Annotated in this window: 22 protein-coding genes; 9 read left to right on the plus strand and 13 right to left on the minus strand. The window is 47.6% G+C overall.

Features of this window, described 5'->3' with window-relative positions:
• The first annotated feature begins 12 nt into the window (after nt 1-12).
• The 3 genes from LL912_RS22705 (at nt 13) to ftsZ (ending at nt 4,717) form a co-directional block, all read left to right on the plus strand.
• On the plus strand, nt 13-1,347 hold the full coding sequence (locus LL912_RS22705) for a hypothetical protein (RefSeq protein ID WP_235555907.1): 1,335 nt from the start codon (nt 13-15) through the stop codon (nt 1,345-1,347).
• Between the two features lie 11 nt (nt 1,348-1,358).
• Entirely contained in the window at nt 1,359-2,738 is a 1,380-nt protein-coding gene (gene ftsA / locus LL912_RS22710) for a cell division protein FtsA (protein WP_235555908.1), read from the plus strand.
• Nucleotides 2,739-2,818: 80 nt separating this feature from the next.
• On the plus strand, nt 2,819-4,717 hold the full coding sequence (ftsZ, locus tag LL912_RS22715; RefSeq protein ID WP_235555909.1) for a cell division protein FtsZ: 1,899 nt from the start codon (nt 2,819-2,821) through the stop codon (nt 4,715-4,717).
• A 598-nt stretch (nt 4,718-5,315) separates the two neighbouring features.
• On the opposite strand, the gene LL912_RS22720 is transcribed toward ftsZ, so the two are convergent.
• From LL912_RS22720 to LL912_RS22745, 6 genes are all read right to left on the minus strand, one after another.
• Nucleotides 5,316-5,603 carry an SAM-dependent methyltransferase gene (locus LL912_RS22720; protein ID WP_235555910.1) on the minus strand — a complete coding sequence of 96 codons (288 nt, stop codon included), beginning with the start codon at nt 5,601-5,603 and terminating at the stop codon, nt 5,316-5,318.
• Between the two features lie 81 nt (nt 5,604-5,684).
• On the minus strand, nt 5,685-6,725 hold the full coding sequence (locus LL912_RS22725) for an NAD(P)H-dependent glycerol-3-phosphate dehydrogenase (protein ID WP_235555911.1): 1,041 nt from the start codon (nt 6,723-6,725) through the stop codon (nt 5,685-5,687).
• A gap of 135 nt (nt 6,726-6,860) precedes the next feature.
• Nucleotides 6,861-7,619: an SDR family NAD(P)-dependent oxidoreductase gene (locus LL912_RS22730; protein ID WP_235555912.1), complete on the minus strand. Its 759-nt coding sequence runs from the start codon at nt 7,617-7,619 to the stop codon at nt 6,861-6,863.
• A 65-nt stretch (nt 7,620-7,684) separates the two neighbouring features.
• Nucleotides 7,685-8,482: an alpha/beta fold hydrolase gene (locus LL912_RS22735; protein ID WP_235555913.1), complete on the minus strand. Its 798-nt coding sequence runs from the start codon at nt 8,480-8,482 to the stop codon at nt 7,685-7,687.
• Nucleotides 8,482-10,077, minus strand: coding sequence for an apolipoprotein N-acyltransferase (lnt, locus tag LL912_RS22740; protein WP_235555914.1), 1,596 nt, complete (start codon nt 10,075-10,077; stop codon nt 8,482-8,484). Before lnt ends, LL912_RS22735 begins: the two co-directional genes overlap by 1 nt.
• A gap of 155 nt (nt 10,078-10,232) precedes the next feature.
• On the minus strand, nt 10,233-10,814 hold the full coding sequence (locus tag LL912_RS22745) for a DUF6702 family protein (RefSeq protein ID WP_235555915.1): 582 nt from the start codon (nt 10,812-10,814) through the stop codon (nt 10,233-10,235).
• Nucleotides 10,815-10,945: 131 nt separating this feature from the next.
• Here LL912_RS22745 and LL912_RS22750 point away from each other — a divergent pair, with 131 nt between their 5' ends.
• Nucleotides 10,946-11,527 (plus strand): HupE/UreJ family protein, encoded by a 582-nt coding sequence (locus tag LL912_RS22750; RefSeq protein ID WP_235555916.1) that lies wholly within the window; start codon nt 10,946-10,948, stop codon nt 11,525-11,527.
• Nucleotides 11,528-11,536: 9 nt separating this feature from the next.
• The gene (locus LL912_RS22755; protein WP_235555917.1) at nt 11,537-13,900 is read left to right on the plus strand and encodes a M1 family metallopeptidase; all 2,364 of its coding nucleotides are present in this window, start codon (nt 11,537-11,539) and stop codon (nt 13,898-13,900) included.
• A gap of 206 nt (nt 13,901-14,106) precedes the next feature.
• Here LL912_RS22755 and hpt read toward each other — a convergent pair whose 3' ends face one another.
• From hpt to LL912_RS22775, 4 genes are all read right to left on the minus strand, one after another.
• On the minus strand, nt 14,107-14,646 hold the full coding sequence (gene hpt, locus LL912_RS22760; protein WP_235555918.1) for a hypoxanthine phosphoribosyltransferase: 540 nt from the start codon (nt 14,644-14,646) through the stop codon (nt 14,107-14,109).
• A gap of 3 nt (nt 14,647-14,649) precedes the next feature.
• On the minus strand, nt 14,650-15,549 hold the full coding sequence (locus LL912_RS22765) for a glucosaminidase domain-containing protein (RefSeq protein ID WP_235555919.1): 900 nt from the start codon (nt 15,547-15,549) through the stop codon (nt 14,650-14,652).
• Between the two features lie 84 nt (nt 15,550-15,633).
• Nucleotides 15,634-16,272, minus strand: a complete 639-nt coding sequence (locus LL912_RS22770) for an O-methyltransferase (RefSeq protein ID WP_235555920.1) — start codon at nt 16,270-16,272, stop codon at nt 15,634-15,636.
• 13 nt (nt 16,273-16,285) lie between these two features.
• Nucleotides 16,286-17,764, minus strand: coding sequence for a sodium:solute symporter (locus tag LL912_RS22775; protein WP_235555921.1), 1,479 nt, complete (start codon nt 17,762-17,764; stop codon nt 16,286-16,288).
• Nucleotides 17,765-17,854: 90 nt separating this feature from the next.
• On the opposite strand from LL912_RS22775, the gene LL912_RS22780 reads away from it, so the two are divergent.
• A complete protein-coding gene (locus LL912_RS22780) occupies nt 17,855-18,397 on the plus strand; it encodes an LOG family protein (RefSeq protein ID WP_235555922.1) in 543 nt (180 codons plus the stop codon).
• 131 nt (nt 18,398-18,528) lie between these two features.
• Here LL912_RS22780 and LL912_RS22785 read toward each other — a convergent pair whose 3' ends face one another.
• Nucleotides 18,529-19,206, minus strand: a complete 678-nt coding sequence (locus LL912_RS22785; RefSeq protein WP_235555923.1) for a hypothetical protein — start codon at nt 19,204-19,206, stop codon at nt 18,529-18,531.
• A gap of 148 nt (nt 19,207-19,354) precedes the next feature.
• Between LL912_RS22785 and LL912_RS22790 the strand changes: the two genes are divergently transcribed.
• Complete coding sequence (locus LL912_RS22790) at nt 19,355-20,191, plus strand: geranylgeranylglyceryl/heptaprenylglyceryl phosphate synthase (RefSeq protein WP_235555924.1); 837 nt, start codon at nt 19,355-19,357, stop codon at nt 20,189-20,191.
• A gap of 169 nt (nt 20,192-20,360) precedes the next feature.
• Here the strand turns inward: LL912_RS22790 and LL912_RS22795 are convergent, their stop codons facing one another.
• Both LL912_RS22795 and LL912_RS22800 read right to left on the minus strand, forming a co-directional pair.
• The gene (locus LL912_RS22795) at nt 20,361-21,095 is read right to left on the minus strand and encodes a LytR/AlgR family response regulator transcription factor (RefSeq protein ID WP_235555925.1); all 735 of its coding nucleotides are present in this window, start codon (nt 21,093-21,095) and stop codon (nt 20,361-20,363) included.
• A gap of 24 nt (nt 21,096-21,119) precedes the next feature.
• Nucleotides 21,120-22,184, minus strand: coding sequence for a sensor histidine kinase (locus LL912_RS22800; RefSeq protein ID WP_235555926.1), 1,065 nt, complete (start codon nt 22,182-22,184; stop codon nt 21,120-21,122).
• A gap of 269 nt (nt 22,185-22,453) precedes the next feature.
• Here LL912_RS22800 and LL912_RS22805 point away from each other — a divergent pair, with 269 nt between their 5' ends.
• Both LL912_RS22805 and LL912_RS22810 read left to right on the plus strand, forming a co-directional pair.
• The gene (locus LL912_RS22805; protein WP_235555927.1) at nt 22,454-23,488 is read left to right on the plus strand and encodes a hypothetical protein; all 1,035 of its coding nucleotides are present in this window, start codon (nt 22,454-22,456) and stop codon (nt 23,486-23,488) included.
• Nucleotides 23,454-25,802: a hypothetical protein gene (locus LL912_RS22810; RefSeq protein ID WP_235555928.1), complete on the plus strand. Its 2,349-nt coding sequence runs from the start codon at nt 23,454-23,456 to the stop codon at nt 25,800-25,802. The genes LL912_RS22805 and LL912_RS22810 overlap by 35 nt, the downstream gene beginning before the upstream one ends.
• The last annotated feature ends 255 nt before the right edge of the window (nt 25,803-26,057 follow it).

Consider the following 26,057-nt stretch of genomic DNA (forward strand, 5'->3'; position numbering starts at 1 on the left):
GCGATAAAAAGAATGTTGCTGACACTCATGTGGCTGGGTGTGGGAGCCGGTATGTTTACCCTGATCGTGGCCGCTATGCGGGCGCAGGATGGAAGCAGCTGTAAAGGGTATGAAATCCGTATCCGTGGAGCGCAGGGAGGGGGAAGTTTATTTACTTCTGAAGCACAGATTGTGAAATTACTGAAAGAAGCATCGGGCGGGGAGGTGAAGGGACAACGCAAAACGGTGTTCAACCTTCCGCGTATGGAAGATCTTTTGGAGCAAAGCTCCTGGGTATACAATGCCGAGTTGTATTTCGACAATAAAGATATACTCCGGGTAAACGTAACGGAGCGGAAACCGCTGGCCCGTGTGTTTACCAGTGGCGGTCAATCCTTTTACATTGATGAGGCCGGAAAGCAGATTCCGCTTTCGGATAAGATTTCGCTGGATGTGCCTGTGTTCACCGGATATCCGAATGCCCGGATCATGCATGCAGCCGACAGTGCGCTGCTGGAGAATATGATTGCTACGGCTTCATTTATCAATAGTGATTCATTCTGGGTGTCCCAGGTTTCTCAAATCGATATCCGTAAATGCGGGACCAGTTGCTGGAATATGGAGATGGTGCCGGTAGTGGGCAATCACCGGGTAGATCTGGGTGATGGCAGTGATATCGCTTCTAAATTTCACCGGCTTTACCTGTTTTACGACCAGGTATTGAAACGGACCGGTTTCGATAAGTACAAACGGATTAATGTGCAATACAACGGCCAGGTGGTAGGAATTAAGGGTGATTATTCCAAACTGGACTCGCTGCAGTTGCGGAAAAATATTGAAGAACTGTTGCAACAGTCGCGTAAGGCCAACGATCTGATCGAAGTGGCACAGGTGGTGCCCGGCGCCCAACTGGCGGTATCGGATACGGCTATGAGTGTACAACAGCCCTACGAGCGGCTGGCGGGCGAGGTGGAAATGGATACACTGGATCTGCTTCCCGCGGGTGAAAAGCCCGAGCCTGTTGCGGCTGCCGCACTTGCTGTGACGCCGGCCAAAAATGAGCCTGCAAAGCATACGGTGGTAAAGAAACCGGAAGCGAAAAAGATCGTTTCTGAAAAGCGGCCCGTCACCCGGCCGGCGACGAAAAGCGAGCCGCGTAAAAGCACGGCAGGCTCAAAACCTGTAGCAAAAACAGGTGCCAAACAGCCGGTCAAAAAGGATACGGCTAAAAAGCCGCTGACAAAACCGGCAGACAGCAAAAAGCCGGTCTCCAAAGTGAAGGCGGATGTAAAGAAAACGACATCTTCAAAAAAGACCACAGAAAAAAAAGTTGCTGCAAAGAAAACACCCATTAAAAAGAACAACTAAAAACGAAGTATATGAATCCTGAACAACCCATTATCGTAGGACTGGACATTGGAACCACCAAGATTGCTGTTATTGCCGGACGCAAAAACGAGTTCGGAAAACTGGAAATTCTTGGATTTGGCAAGGCAAACTCCAATGGAGTAAAGCATGGCCAGGTATTGAATATCGATGAAACGATCAAAGCTATTAAACTGGCGCTTGAAAACTGTTTGTCGTTAAATCCAAACCTGAACATCGGAGAAGTATATGTGGGTATTGCCGGACATCATATCAAGAGCCTGCAAACACGCGGTGATATTGTGCGGGAAAGCGAAGAAGAAGAAATCACTCAGGCCGAGGTAGACCTGCTGATCGGCAAACAATACAAAACCTATATTCCGGCGGGCGACCAGATCATTGATGTGATTCCGCAGGAGTACACCATCGATAACATGCCCAATATTGTACGACCGATCGGGTACAGCGGCGTAAAACTGGGGGCGAATTTTCACATCATCACTGGTGATAAAAATGCCATCCGCAATATCAACCGCAGCGTGGAAAAAGCCGGCTTGTATACAAAGGACCTGGTATTGCAGCCACTGGCCTCAGCCGCAGCCGTAATGGGCCAGGAAGACCTGGAAGCCGGAGTGGCCATTGTAGATATTGGCGGTGGTACTACAGACCTTGCTGTATTTGCAGACGGAGTACTCAGGCACACAGCGGTGATCCCGTTTGCCGGAGAAAATATTACCAATGATATCAAAACCGGTTTGGGTGTATTAAAAAGCCAGGCCGAGCAGATGAAAACACAGTTTGGCAGCGCCCTGGCGAATGAAGCAAAGGCCAATGCCTATATCACCATACCGGGTTTACGGGGTATGCCGGCAAAAGAGATCAGCGTAAAAAACCTGGCCAATATCATCCAGGCCCGTATGAGCGAGATCCTGGATTTTGTGACCTATCACCTGAAACAAATCGGCATGGATAACCGGCATCTCAACGGTGGCATCGTGCTTACCGGTGGAGGTTCCCAGCTGCGGCACCTGATCCAGCTGACGGAGTATGTAACCGGCTTGCCGGCCCGGATCGGCTTGCCAAACGAGCACCTGGCAGCGGGTCATATTGAAGAGCTTGCCAAACCAACCTATTCCACCTGCCTGGGATTGATCCTGAAAGGATATGATGATTTTGAAAACAATCGCAAAGTGTTTGAGAAAAGTTTCATTAACATTCCCGTACCCCAGGATCTGATCCGGCCCAATGTTGAAACCGCACAGGAAGAGGTATTGGTAGCAACAGAAACAGCCGTGGCTTCCGTGGAAAAAAGACAGCCCCTGAAAAACTTCTGGGACAAATTTAAAAACGGAATCATCGATATTTTTAAGGAAGAAGAAGACGGCCATCTGTAAGTGCCGCATTTAACAACAACTATAATTAACCCATTTACAAAACAGGTTTTCATGGAAGGGAAACCACAAATTTTTAAAAGATGATACATTTTGATCTACCTAAGGAACAATCCTCCATCATAAAAGTGATTGGAGTGGGCGGTGGCGGCGGCAACGCTGTTAATCATATGTTTAGTCAAAACATCGACGGAGTAAACTTCATTATTTGCAATACCGATGCCCAGGCGCTTTCCAACAGCCAGATTCCGAACCGCATCCAGTTGGGTCCCCAGCTGACATCCGGACTGGGCGCCGGGGCCAACCCGGAGATCGGCCGCCAGGCTACCGAAGAATCGCTGGAGGAGATCAAACGGATTGTGGAAGTAAACACCAAGATGGCATTCATTACCGCGGGTATGGGCGGTGGTACCGGAACCGGGGGGGCGCCCATCATTGCCAAGATCTGCAAGGACCTGGGCGTACTTACGGTGGGGATTGTTACCATGCCCTTTGCTTATGAAGGAAAAAAACGGCATAAGCAGGCCGAAGAAGGCATTAAGATCCTGAAACAATATGTAGATACCCTGCTGGTGATCAGCAACGATAAACTGCGTCATCAGTTTGGAAACCTGAAAATGCGGGAAGCATTTGAAAAAGCAGATAACGTGCTGGCCACAGCCGCCAAATGCATCACGGATGTGATCAACAGCACTGGCCAGATCAATGTGGACTTTGCCGATGTATGCACCGTTATGAAAAACGGCGGTGTGGCGATCCTGGGTAGTGCTACCTCTTCCGGTGAAAACCGCGCCCAGCGTGCGATTGAAGAGGCACTGAATTCGCCGTTGCTGAATGATAATGATATCCGCGGGGCTAAGTGGATCCTGATCAATATCAATTCTGCTGAAGGGGATTCGGAATTTACCATGGATGAAGTGGAAGTGATCCAGGCGCATTTATTAAGCCAGGCAGGAGAAAATACCGATGTAATCCTGGGACTGGGTTATGATAATTCACTGGGAGATGAGATTGGTATTACCCTCATCGCAACCGGGTTTGAAAACAAGGACCCGTTTGTAAAACCGGTGTTGAAAAAAGAAGAACAGGATGAGGGCAAAATTGTGATGACCCTCACGCCGCAGGAAAATACGGCACCTAAAATAGAAGCAAAGGTTGAAAAACCGGAAGTAATGGAGCATGAGCTGAAAGAAGCGGAAAAGAGTTTGGGATTGATCGATCCGATGATGCCCAAACTGATTGATGAGCCGTTGTTTATGGATGCCCCGATGCCAACACTGGCAGATATGGCGGATCTCGGCTACGGGAAAGAAACGGCAGACATCCATTACAGCTTATCTACAGAGGACAACGAAAAGATCGGTGCGCACGCAGAGCCGGAGGCTACTCCTGAAGTCATTGTGGAAGTGGTGGCTGCGGAAGAAGAAGCTTTTTATTCTCCTTCGGTGCCTGCTGAAAACCGGGTCATGGAAGAACCGGCAATCAACGAGCAGGATCTTTCTGCAGGCGTGGGCGTACGCAGCTACCTCGAAAAACCTTCCAATATCTACGCAGAGCAGAAACGAGAAGAGGTGGTAGCAAAAACTCCGGTACCGGAACAGCCGGCTGAAGAAAAAATGGAACTGGTAGAGAAGATCGAGCGGGTAAAAGAGGAGGTGAAAACACCGCTGAGCCAAATCGACCGGGAAATGCCGGTACAGCAACAACCTACGCTAAGTCAGGAAGAAGAAATGCAACTGCAGAAAAGAAAGCAGGTAGAGCGGTTGCAAAAACTGCGGAACCTTTCGTTCAATGTTAATGTAAGCGATCCCAACAGCGAATATGAAACCGTTCCTGCTTATATACGCCGGAACATGGAATTGCAGAATAATTCCAATCATATTGAAAGCTACTATAGTAAGTTTGAAATAAGCTCCGATGATAAAAATCAGGGTCAGATCAATACCATTAACACCTTCCTGGATGGTAAAAAACCAGACTGATTCCTGTGAAAATTCAATTCCCGCAGTTAGCGGGAAGGAGTTTGGGTGTATAGTTTATAGTTGTGGCCCCGGTAGTTATCTGCCGGGGCTTATTGTTTTCAGCGGTTTAGGATAACAGGAATCGAGCATAATCGCCACGGGAAACGTTTGTTTACCTGTTTTTGCTGATTCGGCACAACCGAACACCGCCCATTATTTGCATATCCAACATCTCGATCGGAATTGTAATCGCATTGAAAAATGCTGAAGGTCCGGTTACAAGTTGTTATCAACTCAATTGTAATCGAATCATACGGGTACAAAATTTTTGATAACAACAGCACCTGGCTCATGCCCGGCCGGCTAAAGAAGCATTACTTTTCGTCTGCGGAGCGATTCGGAACGGTGCTTCGGATGCCTGACCTTCTGAAGACCGGGGCGCTTTGCCCGGTGCAAAACGAAGGTTCATTGAGCAAGCCAGTCGGGGCGCCGTTTGTTATCAACATCCGGGTTGAACCCGGGCTGCGTTCTGCGGGGCTGGTATCTCTATCCCACCTTGCGGAACCGATGGTGGGTTGCTTTGCCTGCCTCAATTTTTAAACGATAACGTAAAATCTTTTCATCTTTTACCGCCTGCACGTTCCTTTAGTTCCCGTGCCACAAATTCTTCGATCGCTTCAAAAAGGGTACGGTCCCCGGGTTGTCCCTTTGTGGTTTCTTCAAATTTATCCGTCAATTCCCGTGCAAGCTGATACATGGAATCCGTGGCACTCCGGTTTAGCATTTCGTTGAAGCTTTTCTGCAGATGGGGTTCCTCAATATCGCGTAGGTAACAAAGTGCTTCAACCACTTCGAAATGTGTTTTTTGCCAGGAGTCGAACCCGTTCGGGAAAACCGTCATAGACATAAGCAAACATTAAGAATGAAAAAATTGGATGTCCTGCCAATATAACGAAAATTACGTATTTAACCAAGGCCGCAGAAAGGGTCAGATAAGGATTCCTTCAATTTTTTCGAATCCTTTTGCAGGCGGTAATCCTTCCCAAAGAATGTTGTAAATCGTTTCAGCGATGGGCATTTCCGCCTTCAGCGATTGATTGGTGTTATAGATGCACCTGGCAGCGTTGTAGCCTTCTGCTACCATCCGCAGCTCCAGCTGTGCGGCCTGCACACTGTAGCCTTTGCCGATCATGTTACCAAAGGTGCGGTTGCGGCTGTGCAGGGAATAGCAGGTTACCAGCAGGTCGCCCAGGTAAACGGATGCAGAATAATTGGCATATTTTTTCCCCGGTTCGTCCTGGTCTGTATGTTCTCCTACCACGATGTGCTCCGCTCCGAACTTTCTCAGGAAACCCGCCATTTCATCCGCGCTGTTGGCGATATACACGCTTTGAAAATTATCGCCGTAATCCAGGCCGTGCGCGATTCCGGCACCTAGTGCATAGATGTTTTTTAATACTGCGGCATACTGCACACCCAGTATGTCGGTGTTAACAATGGTGTTGATGAAGGATGACTGGAAATACGCAGCAATTTTTGCGGCCATCGGTTCATCCACTCCCGAGAAGGTAAGATAGGAAAGTTTTTCTGCGGCAACTTCTTCAGCATGGCAGGGACCCAGTACCGCAAAATAATTGTTTAGGGAAACATCAAAATGGCGCTCCAGGTATTCATTCAGTAAAATATTATCACCGGGAAGAATACCTTTAATAGCGGAGAGGACTTTTTTATTTTTAAAATCGGAAGGAGATAGTTCCTGCAGGCTTTCCGCCACGTAAGCAGAAGGCATGGCAAGGATCAGCACATCCGACCGTTCAGCAACCGCATTCAGGTTTGTGGTTAAATACAGCAGTTTGGTGTTGAGTACGGCGGCTGTTAAATGTTTGGGATTGTGATGCCGTTGTTTGATAAAACCGATCGCGGTTTCACTTCGTAAACACCAGTTTACTTTATGCCCGTTGTCGGTTAATATTTTCACCAGCGCTGTTGCCCAGCTACCGCTTCCCGCCACACCAAATTTGATTGCCAATAGAATGAATATTTATTAAGCAAAGGTACTATTTTTAGTTTCAGGTTTCAAGTTTTGGGATGTCTAAACGATGCTGAACGCTAAAGACTGATTGCTCAAATCTCCCCCGGGGCTTCGGGGCTCAAATCTCAAGTCCTACTCACGGTCGTAATAAAAACAATCCGCCTGTTGGGTACAGGTAATCACCAGGTCGTTGATGCAAACATGCGCTGGCAAGGCGGCACAATAAAAAATGGTTTCGGCAATATCTTCGGCAATGAGAGGAATTAAACCTTCATAAACCTTGTCCGCTGCAATACGGTCGCCTTTGAAGCGAACGGTTGAAAATTCTGTATTGGCGGCGCCCGGATGAATGGCAGTCACTTTTATATGAAAGGGCAGGAGATCGATCCGCATAGCCTGGGAAAGTGCATCCACTGCATGTTTGGTGGCACAGTACATATTGCCCTGTGCATACACCTGTTTTGCGGCCACAGAGCCGAGGTTGATGATATGCCCTCTTTTATGTGGAATCATCAGCCTGGAAACAGCCTGAGCCACATATGCAAACCCCTTAATATTGGTATCCACCATGGTATCCCAGTCATCCAGGCTCGCCTGGGCAAAATCATCTTTGCCTGCAGCGAGACCGGCATTGTTCACCAGTACATCAATCTGTTTCCAGGATTCCGGAAGACCGGCGATAGCTTCAGATACGTGGTCCCGGTTACGCACATCAAATACCAGCGGCAGCACTGCAACGGAATAAGTGCTTGTCAGCGTTTCAGCAAGTTGCTCCAGCCGGTCCTGTCTTCTCCCGGTAATGATCACATTGTAATGGTTCGCTGCAAATTTTTTGGCACAGGCTTCGCCAAATCCGGCGGTGGCACCTGTTATAAAAACGGTTTTATTCATCGTATTGAGTTTGTTCCGTGAAGAAACTAAAGTGCCCTTCACGATGCACCATTGACTGTTCTCTGCTATTTCAGCTCCATCAAAAATTCTTCGATTGCCGCACTTGCCTTTCCGGATTCCTCCAGCATACCCATATGGCCGGAATGATGCAATACATGAATATAGGAGATCCGCGGCATGGAGGCTTGCTTTAAAATGTCTTCAAAAGGAATGACCGTATCCTGTTCGCCAATAATAAATAGTACCGGCAGGTCGGTTTTTGAGAACAGGTCGATCCGCTCCGGCCGTTTAATCATGGCTTCATAATAGCTTTTGAGTGCGGTTTTTGAAAAAACAGGAAGACGGTCGGTAAATTGCTGAACCAGGCCGGGATTGCTTTCTTTGGTATGGGCAGAAAATAAATTGGGGATCGTTGTTTGTAAAAATTCATTGGCCCCGTGCTTTTCTATAAAGGCGATGCCCTTGCGCCGGGTTTCTTTTTTTTCTTCAGTATCAGCCGCTGCTGTGGAATGAAACAGGCCGAAACCATCCAGCAAATGCGGGTATTGCGCTGCAAAGGCCAGCGTTGCATAACCGCCCATACTATGACCGATCAGCACTATAGATTCCAGCTCTTCCGCTTCCACAATGCGGAGGATCACTGCTGCAATACCCTCCATGCTGACGTCGGCGGTCAGTTCCGACTGTCCGCTTCCCGGAATGTCTGGTACAATCACCTGGTAATTGTGCCGCAGGTATTCCACCTGGTTTTCCCATACGGAACTGTCTTCACCAAAGCCGTGCAACAGCACTACCGGGCGTCCGACACCCTCAATGGTGTAATGGATAATGCTGTTATTGATATTTATATTTTTTGTACCCATCAGGAAGGTTTTTGAGCGGATTGTCTTTTTTGAACAATCCTTTTATAAATAAGAATCAATAAAAATGCCAGTGCCAATATTGCAACGGTACGGAAAAGCCAGTCGCCATAACGGGTGTAAAAGGTCTCGGAAACAAACGCAGCAACGGTTTGTTTTAAGGTGCCTTGTTTGTTCCAGGGCAGTTGCTGCACGATATTGCCATAAGGATCAATAAAACAGCTGATCCCGGTATTGGCACTTCGGGCTACCCATTTCCGGCTTTCAATGGCCCGGAGGCGCGCATATTGCATATGCTGCCGGTATCCCTGTGTATCGCCCCACCACCCGTCGTTGGTAATGACGCAGATAAGATTGGCCCCCTTCCGGTTGAACTGCGAAAGATAATCCCCATAAATGCTTTCATAACAAACAGCAGGTGTAATGTTAAATGTATGATTGGTGGTTTGCAGTATCCGTTCCGAGGAATCGCGGGCATAACCACCCATGGTGCCCCCGAATTTTTCAAATACCGGTCCCATAAAACCAAGGAACGCCGGTAATACCTCTGGCCCGGGCACCAATTTGGATTTATGATCAATCTGTACTGATACACTGTCGAATAGCGCGGCGCTGTTATATCCTTCAACAAAACTGCCGTCTGGTAATTTTTGAGCGTACCGGCTTACCCGCGTAGAAAACAACCGGCGGCCTTCCAGCCCGGTCAGCAGGTTTACCTTCGGGTTGTTTTGCAAAAAGCCCCAGAGAGGTTTAAGAAAAAGGTTGTCCCGGAGCTGGTCTTCCAAAACGGTGTAAGGAACCGCTGTTTCCGGCCACACCACCAATGCCGTTTGGGCATCGATCTGTTTTTGCGACAGGCTGATTAACTCCTGTAACTGCATTTCCTCCTTACCTGCTGCAAACTTGGTATCCCAGGGGTCGTAGTTGGGTTGCACCACCACCACATTGTATTTATTATGCAGGAGCGTCAGCTGCTGTTTTACAAATAAGGAAAGAACAATGGGCAGGCACAGGGTAAGAACCCATGCTGCGGCCAGTTTAAAATAGCCGGTGCTTCTACCTTCCTCCCGGTAGCGGACCAATACATTGTGCACCAGTACATTGCTAAACAGGATCCAAAGGCTGCCGCCGGCTGCCCCGGTGTATTCGTACCACTGCACCCAGTTGGGATGCAAGGCAAATGCATTTCCCAGCGTGAGCCAGGGCCAGCTAAGGTCCCAGTTCAGGTGAATCCATTCAAAGATCATCCAATAAGTAATCAGGGCCAGTCCTGAAACAAACCGGCTAAAATAAGCCCGGGTAAAAAAATACGCCATCCAGGGAAGGCACATGATCAGGCTGTTGGCCAGGAATGCGCTGATGCCGCCGGGAACACTAGCCCTGGCTACCCACCAGGTAGTAAGCACATTCCACAACAACAGGGTTATATACGACAGTCCGAAAAACTTTTTCCAGGAACTGGTTGTATCAGCCAGGTGCAGAAGCGGAACCCAGGCTACAAAAAGCAGTAGGGTAAGCGGCGATGTAGGCCAGCCTGCCCACAACAATATACCGCCCAGGAGGGCCATCCACCAACCGGAATTTTTCTTTACATTCATGTACCGCGCTTAGAATCCAAATGTACCACGCTTTTGGCAAATAGCCATCAGCAGTCAGCAATCGGCCTTCAGCCTTTAGCTGATGGCCAAAAGCTGACAGCTCAATTCTAAATTCTGAAATCTGAAATCTGAATTCTGAATTCTCCATTCGCTCTCTAAAAACGAAATTGCAGCTTCCGCTCCGGGTAGGCGAGTTTGCTGCTTTTGCGGGTGCCGTTCACAATGAAATGTACAATATTCATCTGGTCCTGGAAAAGCTCATAAAGGATGGTATTTTCTACCGTAATATCCCCGGGGTTAAAAGATACTGCTTCTGCCATGGTATAGAGATATACGGCCTCATGATCGACCTCCCAGCCGAAAAGCTTCAGCCGCTGCAGCTGTCCGTTACTGCGGATACTTAAATGTGTGGTAATATATTTCGTAACCAGCGTATCTAAAGCCAGCTTCCGGGATTTATTGCTGAAGTCTACCGGGGTTTTATAAATGCGGGTAAGCACTGATTCAAAATCGTCTGTAAAAATTTTGGTGCTGATCTCCAGGCGCTGTGTTTTGCGGTTGTATTCGATTTCGGAGGCGCTCACATGGAACGGATGCCATGCCGGGCGCGAAAATCCGGTTAGTATGACAACCGTCAGTAATAATATAAATTTCCTTTTATAGTTCTTACGCACCATTAATACAAATAAAGGTATATAATATGAAGATGGTAAATTATATTTGATGGTTGGCATCATAAAATGAGCGCGTAATTATTTTTATTTAATGATCCGGAAAAGCGGGGGCCGGTTTGACCGGAGTACAGTGGTTCTTTGCTTGTAAAAGCAGCGCAAAAAAAGGAGGGGTCTGTAAAATTCTGAAGGGGCTTATGAACAGCTTTTGGTTTTATTTTGAGGAAGGATGGCGGCATATTATCAGTCCGGATGCACTGGACCACCAGTTGTTTATCCTGGCCCTGGCAGTGATCTATACATTCCGGGAATGGAAACAGGTGCTGATCCTGGTAACTGCTTTCACCATCGGGCATTCTTTAACCCTGGCGCTTAGTGTGTTCGATCTGGTACGGATCGCTTCCTCCTGGGTAGAATTCCTGATCCCGCTCACCATTGTTTGCACAGCGCTGTGGAATGTGCTGCGCCGGGGTCAGTTCCGGCAAATCCGGACGAATTATTTCCTCGCCCTGTTTTTCGGGCTGATCCATGGCCTGGGCTTTGCCAATACCATCCGGATGATGCTGGCCAGTGATGAATCCGTAGGAACCGGCCTCCTGGGTTTTAACCTGGGGCTGGAGGCGGGGCAGGTGATCGTAGTGCTGGCAATCCTGCTGGTAACAAGGCTAATGGTGGGCGGTATAAAAATTCCCCAAAGAATCTATATTTTCGTGGTATCTGCTGTAGTGTTTGTGCTTTCGTTAAAAATGGCGCTGGAGCGGATTCCTTCATTATCATAAAGCGTATTCATGAGAAAATTTTTATTTGCGGTAGCTTGTATCTGGGTGGGTTCAGGTTATGCCCAGGATATACAGAACAATCCCACCAGTAATCACGGCAATAAATTTGAACAGCTGGGTACCATTCTTCCCACGCCGAACGAATACCGCACCGCCAGCGGTGCCCCGGGACCTAAATACTGGCAGCAGCGCTGCGACTATGTGATCCGGTGCACGCTGGATGAGAACGGGCAAAAGCTTACCGGAAGTGAAACCCTGAATTATTTTAACAACTCACCGGATGTGCTCACTTATATATGGCTGCAGTTGGATGAGAATGAGCATAGTAATAAGGATAATGCCAATTATCAGGATCAGAGTGTGATGCCTGCGATGATGACCGACCGGGCCCTGGCAAAAATGGAAGACCAGAACGGGCCGGATAACGGCTATGGCCACAAGATCAGGTCCATTACCGATATGACGGGAAAAGCGTTGCCATATACCATCAACAAGACGATGATGCGCGTAGACCTGCAGACTCCGCTGAAACCCGGCCAGCGTTTCCAGTTTAAGATCGATTGGTCCTATAAGATTCCCGACCGGATTACCCTGGGAGGCAGGGGCGGCTATGAATTGTTCCCGGAAGATGGTAATAGCCTCTATACCATTACCCAGTGGTACCCCCGGGTATGCGTGTACAGCGATTTTCAGGGATGGCAAAACCACCAGTTTACCGGAAGAGGGGAATTTGCGCTGACCTTCGGCAATTTTGATGTGCAGATGACCGTGCCGGCAGATCATATTGTGGGAAGCACCGGTGAATGCCAGAACTATGCCCAGGTATTAACGTCTGCACAGCTGGCACGCTATCGGCTGGCAACCAATGCCAAAGAACCGGTAGAAATCGTTACCCTGGAAGAAGCAAAGGCTGCGGAAAAAAATAAGAGCACCAAAACAAAAACCTGGCATTTTAAGGCCGATAATGTGCGGGACTTTGCCTGGACCTCCTCCCGTAAATATATCTGGGACGGTATGCCACAGCTGATTAATGGTAAAAAAGTAATGTGTATGAGCTTTTACGGAAAAGAAGCCTATGGCTTGTACCGGAAGTTTTCGACAAGAGCGGTGGCGCATACCATTAAAACGTATTCTGCATTTACAATCCCGTATCCTTACCCGGTGGCCCAGAGCGTGGAAGCGGCCAATGGAATGGAATACCCCATGATCTGTTTTAACTACGGCCGTACAGAAAAGGACGGTACCTATAGCGAAGCGACCAAGAATGGAATGCTGGGCGTGGTGATCCACGAGGTAGGACATAACTTTTTCCCGATGATCGTAAACAGCGACGAGCGGCAATGGACCTGGATGGATGAAGGACTGAATACCTTTGTACAATATCTTACCGAGGAGTTGTGGGATAATAAATTTCCCAGTAAACGCGGACCAGCCTGGACCATTGTGGATTATATGAAACTGCCGAAAAGCCAGTTGGAGCCCATTATGACCAACTCCGAAAATATTGTACAGTTTGGTCCGAACGCCTATGCGAAACCAGCCACCGGTTTAAACATTTTAAGGGAAACCATCATGGGACGGAATCTTTTTGATTTTTCCTTTAAGGAATATGCACGCCGCTGGGCATTTAAACATCCCACACCGGCGGATCTGTTCCGTACCATGGAAGATGCCAGCGGCGAGGATTTGGATTGGTTCTGGCGGGGCTGGTTCTATGGCATCAACCCGGTAGATATCTCCCTGGACTCTGTAAATGTGGCGACGGCGGACATTGACAGTCCCATTCCTGCAGGAAAAACGGTTACAAAGAGAATGGATGCACCAATGGTGCCCGAGTTTGATGATATTTCGAAGATCCGCAACCGCGAAAACCGGAAGCTTAGCTTTTATACCGATACGGATACCGATGCACGTGATTTTTACTGGCGTTACGCCCGTGGACAGGAGCCTTATGATTCCACAAAAACGTTTACGGTAACGCTTGCGCCGGGTATAGAGCCCCTCACTCCGGGTGCCCGGCAGCAATTTGCCGGCAAGTATTTCTACCAACTGAATTTCTCAAATAAGGGCGGCATGGTGATGCCGATTATTATCGAATGGACGTTTAAAGATGGTACCCGGCAGATCGACCGCATTCCGGCCCAGATCTGGAGACACAATGAAAATACCGTAAACAAATTGTTTGTAAAAAATAAAGAAGTAGCAGGCATCCGGCTGGATCCGTTCCGCGAAACAGCGGATATTGATGAAAGCAATAATGTATGGAATCAAATGCCGGCCCCGACAAGGTTTAAAGCCTTTGCGCAAAAAACAGGGGCCGCCCGCGGACAAAGTACCGGCTCTAACCCCATGCAGCAGGCTCAGCAGAAATAACGGCAGTACGTCATAAAGTCACAGAGGCCCAAAGAAACCCGAAGGTCTTTCTATAGAACTCAGGAAAGTGCTGGGATCTGTGTGCACGGATGGCTTATCGCAGAAGAATGCTTCTTAATATTAAGCCCATTCTTGTAAATCTGTGCACGCTCTGCGCATTGATTTTGTGAAACGTTGAGTCTTGGTGTCTTTGTGGCCCAAAGTTTTTAGTCTTCTGCCAGCTGGTAAATATCCTTGTAATTCCGGCCCAGTCCATCGTAATCCAGGCCATAGCCTACCACAAATTTGTTGGGGATCACGAAGCCGGTATAATCGATCGGTACCTGGTATTTTGTCATTTCCGACTTATGCAGGAGTGCAACGATCTTTAATGAGCTGGGTTGCTGATGCTCCAGTTGTGGAAGAAAATAGTGTAGTGTTTTCCCGGTGTCGATAATGTCTTCAAGAATCACCACGTGCTTCTCATGCAGGTCTTCTTCCAGCCCGATAGCAGTTGTGACAGCGCCCGAAGATTTTAATCCTTTATAGGACGCCAGTTTAATAAAGCAGATCTCGCTGTCGATGGTCAGGTATTTGAAAAAATCGGCGGCAAACATAAACGATCCGTTCAGGATTGCCAGGAAGTATACCTTCTTTCCGGCATAATCCGCGTTGATGGCGTCTGCCAGCTCCTTAATTCTTTTTTGCAATACTGCTTCTGACAGGTAAACCGAAAAGCGTTTGTTGTGTACCGTAATGTCTGCCATATTTTAAGGATTTTGCGCCACAGAGTTCTTTCCGGCGCTCATATCCTGCAAATATAGCCTAGACCCGATTGCCGGGGAGGCAAATTTCGTAAGATTATTGTATTTCAGTAATGATTCCAGGCGTACTCCTTCTTCCTGTGCAATTTCATAAAGGGTTTCTCCCGCTTCTACTTCGTGAAAGGTTTTGGGGCTTTCGGTCCTTTTCAACTGTAAAAATACCAGGGCGTCGTTTTGGGGTAGCTGGTTTTCCTGCAGGTCGTTATACAGGAAGAGCCGGCTTATTGGAATATTGTAACGGGCAGCAATGGCTTCAAAAGCCGTGCCCTGCTTTGCAAAGATCACTTTGGTCTGGTTGATCACAAAATCACCCTGCGGATACTGTTTGATCTTTTTTACCGCGATCTCTTCGGCCTCCTCTTTTGCTACCGCAAAGGACGCTTTAAGTTCCTGCGGCATTTCTTTTTTGCCCAGGGCAATCAGTGTATAATCCTCCAGGTTGTAGCGCTCAATTAAACCGATCAAAAGTTGCGGGTATTTGGGATTGGTGGCATACCCCGCTTTCTTCAAACCGTTCGCCCATGCTTTGTAATCGGTAGGATCCAGTTGAAAAAGAAACGCATACCGGTCGCGGCCTTTCAAAAAATCAGAATGATCCTGGAAGGAAGCTTCGGGGTGCTCGTATTTGATAAACCGCTCCTGCGGACGATCGTCATCATGTAATACGTAAGGACCGGTATAGCCGGTTTTGCACTTGATGCCAAAATGATTGTTGGAGCGCAATGCCAGGTCTCCGTCGCCCGCATTGGATTCCAGTATCGCCTGCGCCAGCTTGATGGCTGCCGGCACCCCCGTCCGCTGCATTTCTTTAATTGCAATGCCCCGGTATTGTTGAATATATGCCACAACTTTATCTGATTGTTGGGCACTGGCAGTCATCGTTATTAAAAGGGCGGTTGCCAAAAACAATTTCCGTATCATCAATATCAATTACAATTTTCGCAATAAATATAGTCCGTCTCTAATGGTCAGAACCAGTTTGTCAATATCTTCTCTATGTTGAATAAAATCGTTAAACGCCTGGATGGCTTTTGCGCTTTTTCCCTTGGGATTTTCGGTAAAAACCTGCCCGTGGAAAAAAATGTTATCCGCTAAGATAAAGCCATTTTTCTTAACTGCCGGTAAAACGAGCTTAAAATAGTCCATATAACCCGGTTTGTCTGCATCAATAAAAACCAGGTCCCAGGTTTCATGCAAAGCAGGAATGATATTCAGCGCGTTACCAACATGCAGTTTTATTCTTGGATATAACGTCGATTTCTGAAAAAAATTGTGGGCGATGGCCGCAGTTTCTTCACGGAATTCGATGGTGTGTAGCTCACCGTCGTTCGTTAGTCCTTCGGCTAGACACAGGGCGCTGTATCCGGTGAAGGTGCCGATCTCCAGGATGCGCCGGGGGCGGATCATGTGACTGATCATTTCCAGTAGTTTACCCTGAACCGGGCCACTCAGCATATGCGGTTCGGCGTGTTGCTGTTGGGTAAAGGCTTCCACTTCCTGCCGCAACGGATCGGGCGGAGTGGAGAAATTAATTGCAAATTGCTCTAATTCAATGGGTAATAATTCCATTTTCGGTAACGCATTAGTGAACGGAATCCTGTTCCAGCTGCGAAAGATCTGAAACGGGCTTTGAAATGGTCAGCAGACCTATAAACGTTAATGCTGCATTAATAATAATCAGTTCCAGGCCAATCTTAAAGTCGCCGAACAGTACAGATTGGTACTTGTCGATAAAAAAACAAATAATCGGGGCAATAAAACATACATAGGGTACCAGGCGGTCTTGGGGGCGGCGCCTGGTGAAAATGCCAAAGGCAAACAACCCCAGCAGCGGACCATAGGTATACCCGGCCAGCTTCAGGATAATACCGATCATGCTATTGTCATTGATCCAGTAAAACATCAATACCAGCAGCAGGAAAGAAAGCGCCACCAGCAGGTGTACTTTCTGGCGGAACCGTTTCTTTTGGGTTTCGTTCATATCCGTACGCCGTTGCAACCCGGCGATGTCGATGCAAAAGGAAGAAGTTAGTGCCGTCATGGCTCCATCTGCACTGGGAAACAAGGCCGAGATCAGGGCTACGATAAAAATAACCGAGATATAAGGTGGCATATGGTTTACGGCCACATCCGGGAACAGGGCATCTCCTTTAGCGGTTAATTGTTCCTGGGCGGCAAACAGATGCAGCAGGCCCCCGAGGTAGAGGAACAGGCCAATTACCACTACCATGATAAATGCCAGCGACACCATATTCTTTTGCGAGTCTTTCAGGTTGGTAACCGAAATGCTTTTCTGCATCATTTCCTGGTCAATGCCCGTCATGCTCAGCGTAATAAAGGCACCGGCCAGGATCTGTTTGATAAAGAAATCGTTTTTGGAAGGATCGGTTTTAAAGATCTGCGATAAACCGCTGCTACGCATGGCTTCCAGGCTTTCGCCCACACCCATGTTCATATGGTTTAAAAGATAAATCGTACAGATGATCAACCCCAGCAGCATACAGGTCGTTTGCAGGGTGTCCGTCCACACAATGGTTTTCACACCGCCTTCAAAGGTATACAGGATGATCATGACAAGGATAATAAGCGTAGAAATCCAAAAGGGAATCCCAAAGCTATCAAGGATGGTGATTTGTAGGATATGTACTACCAGGTATAACCGGGCTGTGGCACCCACCAGGCGGGAGAGGATAAAGAACCAGGCGCCGGTCTTATAAGATAGCATGCCCATCCGGGTTTTCAGATAGCCATATATTGAGGTCAGTTTTAACCGGTAATAGAGTGGCAATAATACATAAGCGATCAGCAGGTATCCGATCATATAACCCAGTACTACCTGCATATATCCAAATCCATCCTTACCCACGGCGCCGGGTACGCTTACAAACGTAACGCCGCTCAGGGAAGTGCCGATCATCCCGAACGCTACCAGCATCCAGTTGCTGTTCCGGTTGCCGATAAAGAAGGATTCATTATTGCTGTTTTTGCTGGTTTTCCAGGCCACGGCCAGCAATAGTATAAAGTAGGCAATTACAATGGAGAACAAAAAACCTGCAGACATATTATGTATATATTAAACAATGGTTATCAAGTAAAATAATTTTTGAAGATAGGGAAAATTGAATTCCTTTTGCAATAAAAGTAGCGAATCATGAGGATAAAAGCGCTTGCGGTTTTTTGCGGGTCGAAAGCGGGCCGGGATCCACTGTTTACAATGCATACCGAGGAATTGGGAGCCATGATGGCGGCACGTGGCTTAACATTGGTTTACGGCGGTGGAAATGTGGGACTGATGGGTACGATTGCCAACGCAGTGCTGGCAGGCGGCGGAACCGCTATCGGAGTAATCCCACAATTGCTGGCCGACCGGGAGCGATCACACAAAGGGTTAACCCAGCTGGAGATCGTACCGGATATGCATACCCGTAAAAGAAAGATGTATGAGCTTTGTGATGCGGCCGTCATCCTGCCTGGAGGATATGGTACCCTGGATGAATTTTTTGAAATGATTACCTGGAACAATCTGGCCATTCATGACAAAACCCTCTTTGTACTGAATACTAATGATTATTATACACATTTGCTGATGCATATCCGGAAGATGTATGAGGAAGGATTTCTTTATGAAGACCCCTGGGAGAAGATCCGCGTGCTGGCGTCGCCGCAGGAGCTGGAACGGTATCTTTGGGGCTGAAAGCCGTTCCCGGTTCAATGGTTAAGGTTCAACGTGCAATGTTAGATCCGTTTGATACTTGATGTGCAATACGGATGACTAATTACGGATAACTGAAAGCTGACGGCTGCAAACAAGACATTTCCCGCGGCCTACGCCATCCAATGTGATAGCGTGATCTGGTAAACCCATCTTCCTTTTACTTTTTTGTATACCTGGCACCAGCCCTCCAGGGCGGTTCGTACCTCGATGATCGCATAGAGCCGGTCTTTTGAAAAAATCGGGGTGGAAATTGCAAAGTATTTTTTATCCTCCGGTCTCAGGCTGTTGGCATAACGTTCCCGCTCTTTTTGTATGGCTTCGTTTTGCTGAACTTTCGTCCAGGATTCCTTTATTTTTAAAATAACGCCCGAGCTTTTATTGTCACGTCGTTTTCGCTCCAAAACCGAATCAGGAGTACTCCATGGTAGCAATGTAACAATCCAGACCTGACTTTCATAATGCGGGATTTTTCCATAAGGGTTGATCCGGGCCCGGGGTATTTTGAATTTGCGCCAATTTATTTTCTTCGCTTTAGCATTTGCCGCTTTGAATGCTCCCGGGTCAAAATGCGGATTTTCTTTATAAAAGGTCTTAAATTCCAGCGGGTCAAAATAGGTTGTTGCGTAGCGGGAAATAAAACTGGAATCTACCAGGTGAAAATAAGAAAATTCCGGTGGCACTGCTTTTTCAACTACGGCCCCTATCAGCTGTCGGATGTCTTTTTTCTGACCGAAGATGGTGCCGGCAATAAAAGGTAGTATGATCAATATCAGGAATCGTTTTGTCATATGTTTAAAAAATGCAATCATTTACGCTGTTCGTATGGTTAAGATGCAGGATCGGCCAGAAATACATAATTAGCTCCGCATTTAGTTTAACGGCGCGTAAATTTCGCGGTTTTACAGCCAAATCGGATGCTTTGCGGCTTCATCATTCATGTCTATTCAGTGTTTCAGCAGCCCGGTGGCTTTTTTTGGAAAAACTTTTGCATTTTTGCAGGAAACCTCCTTCCTGATGAAGATGAATATTTATAGTGGCTTGGTGGAAAAGAAGTTGAATGCCCAAAAATCCTTTGCGGTATTGCTGGACCCGGATGCTGTGGCGCCTGCTTCATTGCACAGCCTGGTAAACCTTTCGGAAGCAGCCGGAGTGGATTATTTTTTTGTAGGCGGAAGCCTGGTGCTTTCCGCACATTTGGATGAAGTGATCAAAAAGATCAAAACGCTCACCCATATTCCGGTGGTATTGTTTCCCGGCAGTCCCTCACAGGTGAGCCCGTTTGCAGATGCGCTGCTGTATCTTTCACTGATTTCCGGAAGGAACCCTGAGCTGTTGATCGGGCAGCATGTGGTTTCGGCGCCCTTGGTAAAGCGGAGCGGATTGGAAGTAATACCCACAGGATATATTGTAGTAGACGGCGGAGCGCCCACTACGGTTTCCTACATCAGCAATGCGGCGCCGGTGCCCTCCGATAAAAATGATATTGCAGTTTGTACAGCCATGGCCGGGGAAATGCTGGGGATGAAGCTGATCTATATGGATGCCGGAAGCGGCGCCCGGATCCCGATTACCGAATCCATGATCCGTGCTGTATCGCAAAACGTTGAGATTCCCCTGATCGTGGGCGGAGGAATCAGCAACCCGGAAAAAGCCTACCTGAATTGCAAAGCCGGTGCCGACGTGATCGTAGTGGGCAATGCCATTGAAAAATCCACTGCGCTTATCAAGGAGATCAGCGATGCCGTACATTCCGTAAAACGGGAAGCGGTTTAGCCATCAGCCATCAGTATTCAGCAATCAGTTATCAGTTTTCAGGGGCTCTCTAGTCTACATGTCCCCCAAAAGCAAGAGCAACAATAAATAGCGGGGATAGATCATCAGGTAACAAGCGGAATCCAACCCGCCACTGCGGGCATGCCTGGAACATTGAACCTTAAACCATTTACAAACTCATCATTTCCTTAAAACGTACCGCCTGCCGCCGGCTGACCTCGATCTTTTCTCCGTCTTTTAATTCGATCAGCAACCCGTTATTGAAATACGGTTCAATTTTTTCGATCATACGCAAATTGATGATGTGTTTCCGGTTGGCCCGGAAAAAAGCCTTGGGATCCAGCCGCTCTTCCAGGGCATTGAGCGATTTTAAGATCAGCGGTTTGTTGGGGCCAAAGAACACTTTTGCATAGTTTCCCACGCTCTCAAAAAGCCGGATATCGCTGAGCTTTACAAACCAGCAACGGTCACCGTCTTTTACAAACACCTGGCTGTTTTCATTAAGCACATCGTGGTTGGTATAGGAGGCGGCTTCGCTTTCCTCGTAATCCGGCAGGTTGAGTTTTTTGATGGCGTCTTCCAGGCGCTTGGAGTCAATCGGTTTTAAGAGGTAATCCAGCGCATTCACCTGGAAGGCTTTTAATGCATATTCGTCATAGGCCGTAGTAAAAATCACCAGCGGTGTATAATCCAGCGTTTCCAGCATTTCAAAACCCGACTTTCCCGGCATCTGGATATCCAGGAAAATCAGGTCCGGCTGTTGCGCATTAATCTTTCGCATTCCTTCTTCCGCATTGCCCGCTTCATCGATGATGGCAATGCCCTGAAAGCCCTGGAGCAACTTCTTCAGTTCTGAACGGGCCAGCCGTTCGTCGTCTATAATGATGGTGCGTATATGTTTCATCCTCTTTGTTTGATCTGTTTGTTTTTAAACGGGCAATTCGATCCTGGCTTCCACGGTTTCGGCATTCAGCTGCCGGATCTCAAAATCGCTTTTGCCGGGATATAACAGTTTCAGACGGTCGCGGATGCTGTTGAGTCCAAAACCGGTTCCTCCTTTTTTCTCTGTAAGCCTGCCTGTGTTTTGTACACAAAGTTCGATCAGGTTGTTTCTTAACCGGGCGGCAATGGAAACGGTGCCTCCCTGCAGCTCCTGGCTGATGCCGTGTTTAATGGCATTTTCCACCAGCATCTGCAACATCATGGGAGGAATTTGTTTTTCCAGCGCCTGGCTGTCGATCTGGTAGCTTACCGCCAGCCGGTCCTCAAAACGTACCTGTTCCAGGGCCAGGTAGTCTTCAATAATGGCCAGTTCATTTTTCAATGCCACCGATTCGGTTTTATGCATGGTAATGCTGCTGCGCAGGATATTGCTCAATTCCGTGATGGCCTCGCGTGCCCGGCCCGGATTTTCATCTACCAGGGCCCGGATGCTGTTCAGCGCATTAAAAATAAAATGCGGGTTGATATTGGACTTAATGGTTTTAAGCTCCAGCTCGCGCACCAACGATTTTAAGCGGAGGGTATCGATCTGTTGCTGCTGGTAATCGCGGGCATAATGATAAATGATATAGATGGCATTCCAGATAAAGATATAAATGAACCAGGAGATCATATTGTTAAACGATACCAGCCAGATTCCCCTGCGTTTCAACACCTCAATTTCCCGTTGCGTAAACAGCGCAAAATGTTTATACACCTGCTGTTCAATGATACCGCAAAGGGATGCGGTAATGATGGAAAGGAGCAGGAAATTCAACAGCTGTAGTCCCCAGTTGTGTTCCAGCAGGTGCAGCCTCAATATAAACAGGCGCATCAGATGTGTCAGCAATACCCCGATCACCACAAAACTAAGGGCCCGGGTAAAAAACAGGTTCCGGTCCTCAGGCGTGTCAAACTTGCCGTAGAACCAGGCAAAGAACAAATGAATGAGGAAAAGTCCGCCCCATCCGATAAGCTGAAACCACCAGTATCGCTGCTTGCCTGAAAACATACCGCAAAACTAAATAATTAATCTGCGGTTTCTGCCGAAAATAAGCAAATGGCGATTATTGGTTATAAATGGAAAGATTGGTTTGAGAATCCAGATAAGAGAATCCAGATAAGAGAATCGAGATACGAGCATACTGATTTGAGCATTCAGATTGAGAACAGGGAAATCAGTGCCCCCCTTCAGAGTACGAAACATATCTCATATCTGAAATCTCGAATCTCGACGCTCATTCCCAAACTTCTCCTACATTTGCGGCAACTGTAGCTTACATGCAGCGATCAACCGCAACTCTTGTTTTCATACTGGCGCTTTTTGTTGGCTCCTGCAACGGTAATCGTAAACCCCGGGAAACGGAGCGGGCTTTTTATTACTGGAAAAGTGTTTTTGCTCCTACGGTATATGAAAAGCAGCAAGCCGATAGTCTGGGCGTTACTACACTTTATATCAAACTGTTTGACGTAGTATGGAACCCGTTGAAAAAAGAACCGGAACCTGCAGCTAAACTGCTGGTAAAAGACTCCGCCTGGTTACTCCAAAAACGGATCATACCCACCATTTTCATTACCAATGAATGTTTCTATGCGTTGGACAGTACACAGGCTAACCAGCTGGCCATAAATATTACCAGACTGGCCGATAAGCTTGCAACACAAAACGGTTTTGGCCGTTACGAGGAGTTGCAGATCGATTGCGATTGGTCCGGAACCACCCGCGACCGGTACTTTCAACTGCTGCGGGCTTTAAAAACTGTTAACAGCAGCCGAACGCTGTCTGCCACCATCCGGCTGCACCAGGTAAAATACAAAGGATCTGCCGGAGTACCTCCTGTAGACCGGGGCCTGCTGATGTGTTATAATATGGGAGATCTGCAACAGGTGAACGTAAGAAACTCGATCATTGATGCGCAGGAGTTCCGGCGCTATATTCAGCGGATTGCCACCTATCCGCTGCCGCTGGACGCGGGGTTGCCGCTTTTTTCCTGGGTGGTTATTTTTGATAAGGATCGGTTTGCCGGGCTCATCCGCAACACCACCTCAGCGTTGGAAAATACCTCCGCGTTTAAAAAATCCGGAGCGGGGTACCGCGTACAAAAAGATACACTGCTGGGAGGACGACCGGTAAAAGGCGGCCAGTTCCTGAGACCGGAAACCAGCGAGGCGCCGGTAGTAACAGCAGTAGGACGTTTATTGTCTGACCGCCTGCCCGGCCGCCGCTTACGGGTGGCCTTGTATCACCTGGATTCTGTAACTTTAAGTAAATATTCGTTTTATGAAATGGAGAGCATCTATAACAGCCTGTATTAGCTGTATCTTCCTTGCCATTCCCAATAATATATTCAGTTGTGCAGATGTAGAAGATGCCTATAGCTCCTTTATATCCTTCTTTAACAAGTATGCGGCGGAAACACCGGTATATGCCCCGTTCTATTTTGCCGATCTTCAGTTTTTAAGAGATGAGGAGGAGTGGCCCTCTACAGCAGAGGCCCTGGTAAAGGAATGGAGCGTGTTTACAAAAGAGCAGGCTACACAAAAAGATGCCAACGCTTTTGTGATGAAGTTCAGCCGGAAAGACCTGGTTAGTTTGTATGATCATCTTGAAAATGGAAAATCCCTGGCAGTGCCGGATTCGGTAAAGAACAACGGGATGACCCGTTTTTTTCTGGAGCATAAGGATCTGGAGGCACTGGGATACCTGATGTATGCAAAGCAGGTGGAACCATATGTTACCCGTGAATACAATAGCTGGGATGCCACACCAAGAGACAGCATTAAGATGAACGGGTTGCTCAAGAACGGGTTGCAATTATACAGAGCGGCGAAATCGCCGGTATTCCGGCTGAAATATGGTTACCAGGTGGTGCGTCTGGCGCATTACAATCACCAGTATGCAGATGCGGTACGATATTACGATGAGCTGGTAAGCGGTAATCCAACGCCGGGCGTACTGCAGTTAATGAGCCTGGGATTGAAAGCCGGCGCCCTTTACCAGCTGGACCGCAAGCCGGAAGCTGCCTATATTTTTTCACAGGCGTTTAATGCAACAAACATAAAGAAAATTGCCAATTTCAATAGCTTTGGGTGGGCTGTTCCCAGAGATGAACGGTTTCAAAAGGAATACCTGCCACTTTGTAAAAACGACCAGGAAAAGGCGGGTATGCTGGCCTTATACAGTTTGGGTAACGACGACCCGGATGTACCGGTATTGGAGGAAATCCACCAGCTCAATCCCGGGATGGATATCATGCCCACGTTGGTGGTGCGCGAAATCAATAAGATTGAAATGGCCTTTTTACATGGATTTGGGATGAGCCTGCCGCCTGCAAAGCAAAATGGGATCTTTGCCACATCGGGAGCCTTATCGGCAGAGGAGACGGCAACGTTGAATGCTTTTGTAAAAACGCTGGAAGCGCTCTCGGTCAACAAGAAGAACGGGGAGCAGGCCCTGTATCCCATCGGCGCGGCCTATATCTCCTGCATGCTGAAGGATTACAGGAACGCAAACCGTTTTTTGACAGCGGCAAAAAAAATGAAGCGCTCTCCAAGGCTGGAAGATCAGTGGATGCTGACCAACCTGCTGGTTGCGATCAACGAAAGTACCCGTATGGACGCTGTAGCTGAGCAAAAGATATTGCCTTCCCTGCAATGGCTTTGGAAAAAGGCAAACGGAGAACAGCGGCGTTCGGAAAGTGATCCGGAACAGGATCAGTGGATCAGCTTTTTTAAAAATGTGATGGTAGAAGTGTTGGCCGCACGCTATGCGGCGCAGGGCGATATAAACCGGATGGCGCTGGCATATGGTGCTGCCGACAAAACAAACTGGGTATATCCTACCGCCATTAATTATGTGCGGGATTCGTTTAGTATTCCACAGGCAACGGCTTTATACGGATTTCTTACCGGTAAACGGTTCTCGTCTTTTGAATCGTTTATCCTGGGTATTAATACGCTTGACCGCCAGGACGTGGCGGATTATATCGGTACCGCATACCTGCGTGTTTACGACTATAACAAAGCCATCGACTGGCTGAGTAAAGAAGACAACACGGTTATTGAAAAAGATCCGTTCAAGGAATTATTGTACGATCGTGAAGAGCGGCTGGCGGGTGACGCCGTAACCACCACAAAGCTGGCTTATGCCAAAAAAATGAAGTCCCTGCTGGCAAAGCAGGATGATCCGGATGCTTTATACCAGCTGGGACTTGGTTACTACAATATCACCTATTACGGCTATGCATGGGAACTGGCCACCTATTTCAGGAGCGGTTCCGACGGTTATGTAATTCCGCAGCAAGCCAGCGCATTTGAAAAAGATTACTATGGTTGCTTTAAGGCAAAAAGCTATTTTGAAAAAGCGCTGAGCCGGGCAACGAATGCAGAAATGAAAGCAAAATGCCTGTTTATGATGGCCAGGTGCAGCCAGAAAGAATTGCGGAAGCCGCAATACGAAGACTTTAATTATAATTATGACCTGTATGATCAAAAAGTTAAAGCCTACTACAAGGCCTTCAAAAAAAATCCGCTTTTTATACAGTATCAGAAGGATTATGGCGGAACCCGCTTTTATAAGGAAACCCTTACACGCTGTTCTTATCTTAGGGATTTTGTGAATAAAAAATAGATGACAATGCCACAGACGCACTGAAGCGCTGAGTGCTTTTAGAACCGCCGAAGCCGGGCAAACTGCGCTGATACAAATAATGCAACGCTCTTCAATTCAATTTTTGTGATGTTGGGCGCTGAATCTTTAAGACCCTGCCACCAGTCCTTGTTCCAGTGTCACTGTGGCTGCTGTATTTAGGTCTTCGTACCTTCCGGGTCTCCATCGCCAAAAGATCTGTGTCTCTGTCCCTCAGTGGCCACTATGTCTAGGTTT

This window comes from Niabella agricola (genome assembly GCF_021538615.1).
GTDB lineage: Bacteria > Bacteroidota > Bacteroidia > Chitinophagales > Chitinophagaceae > Niabella > Niabella agricola.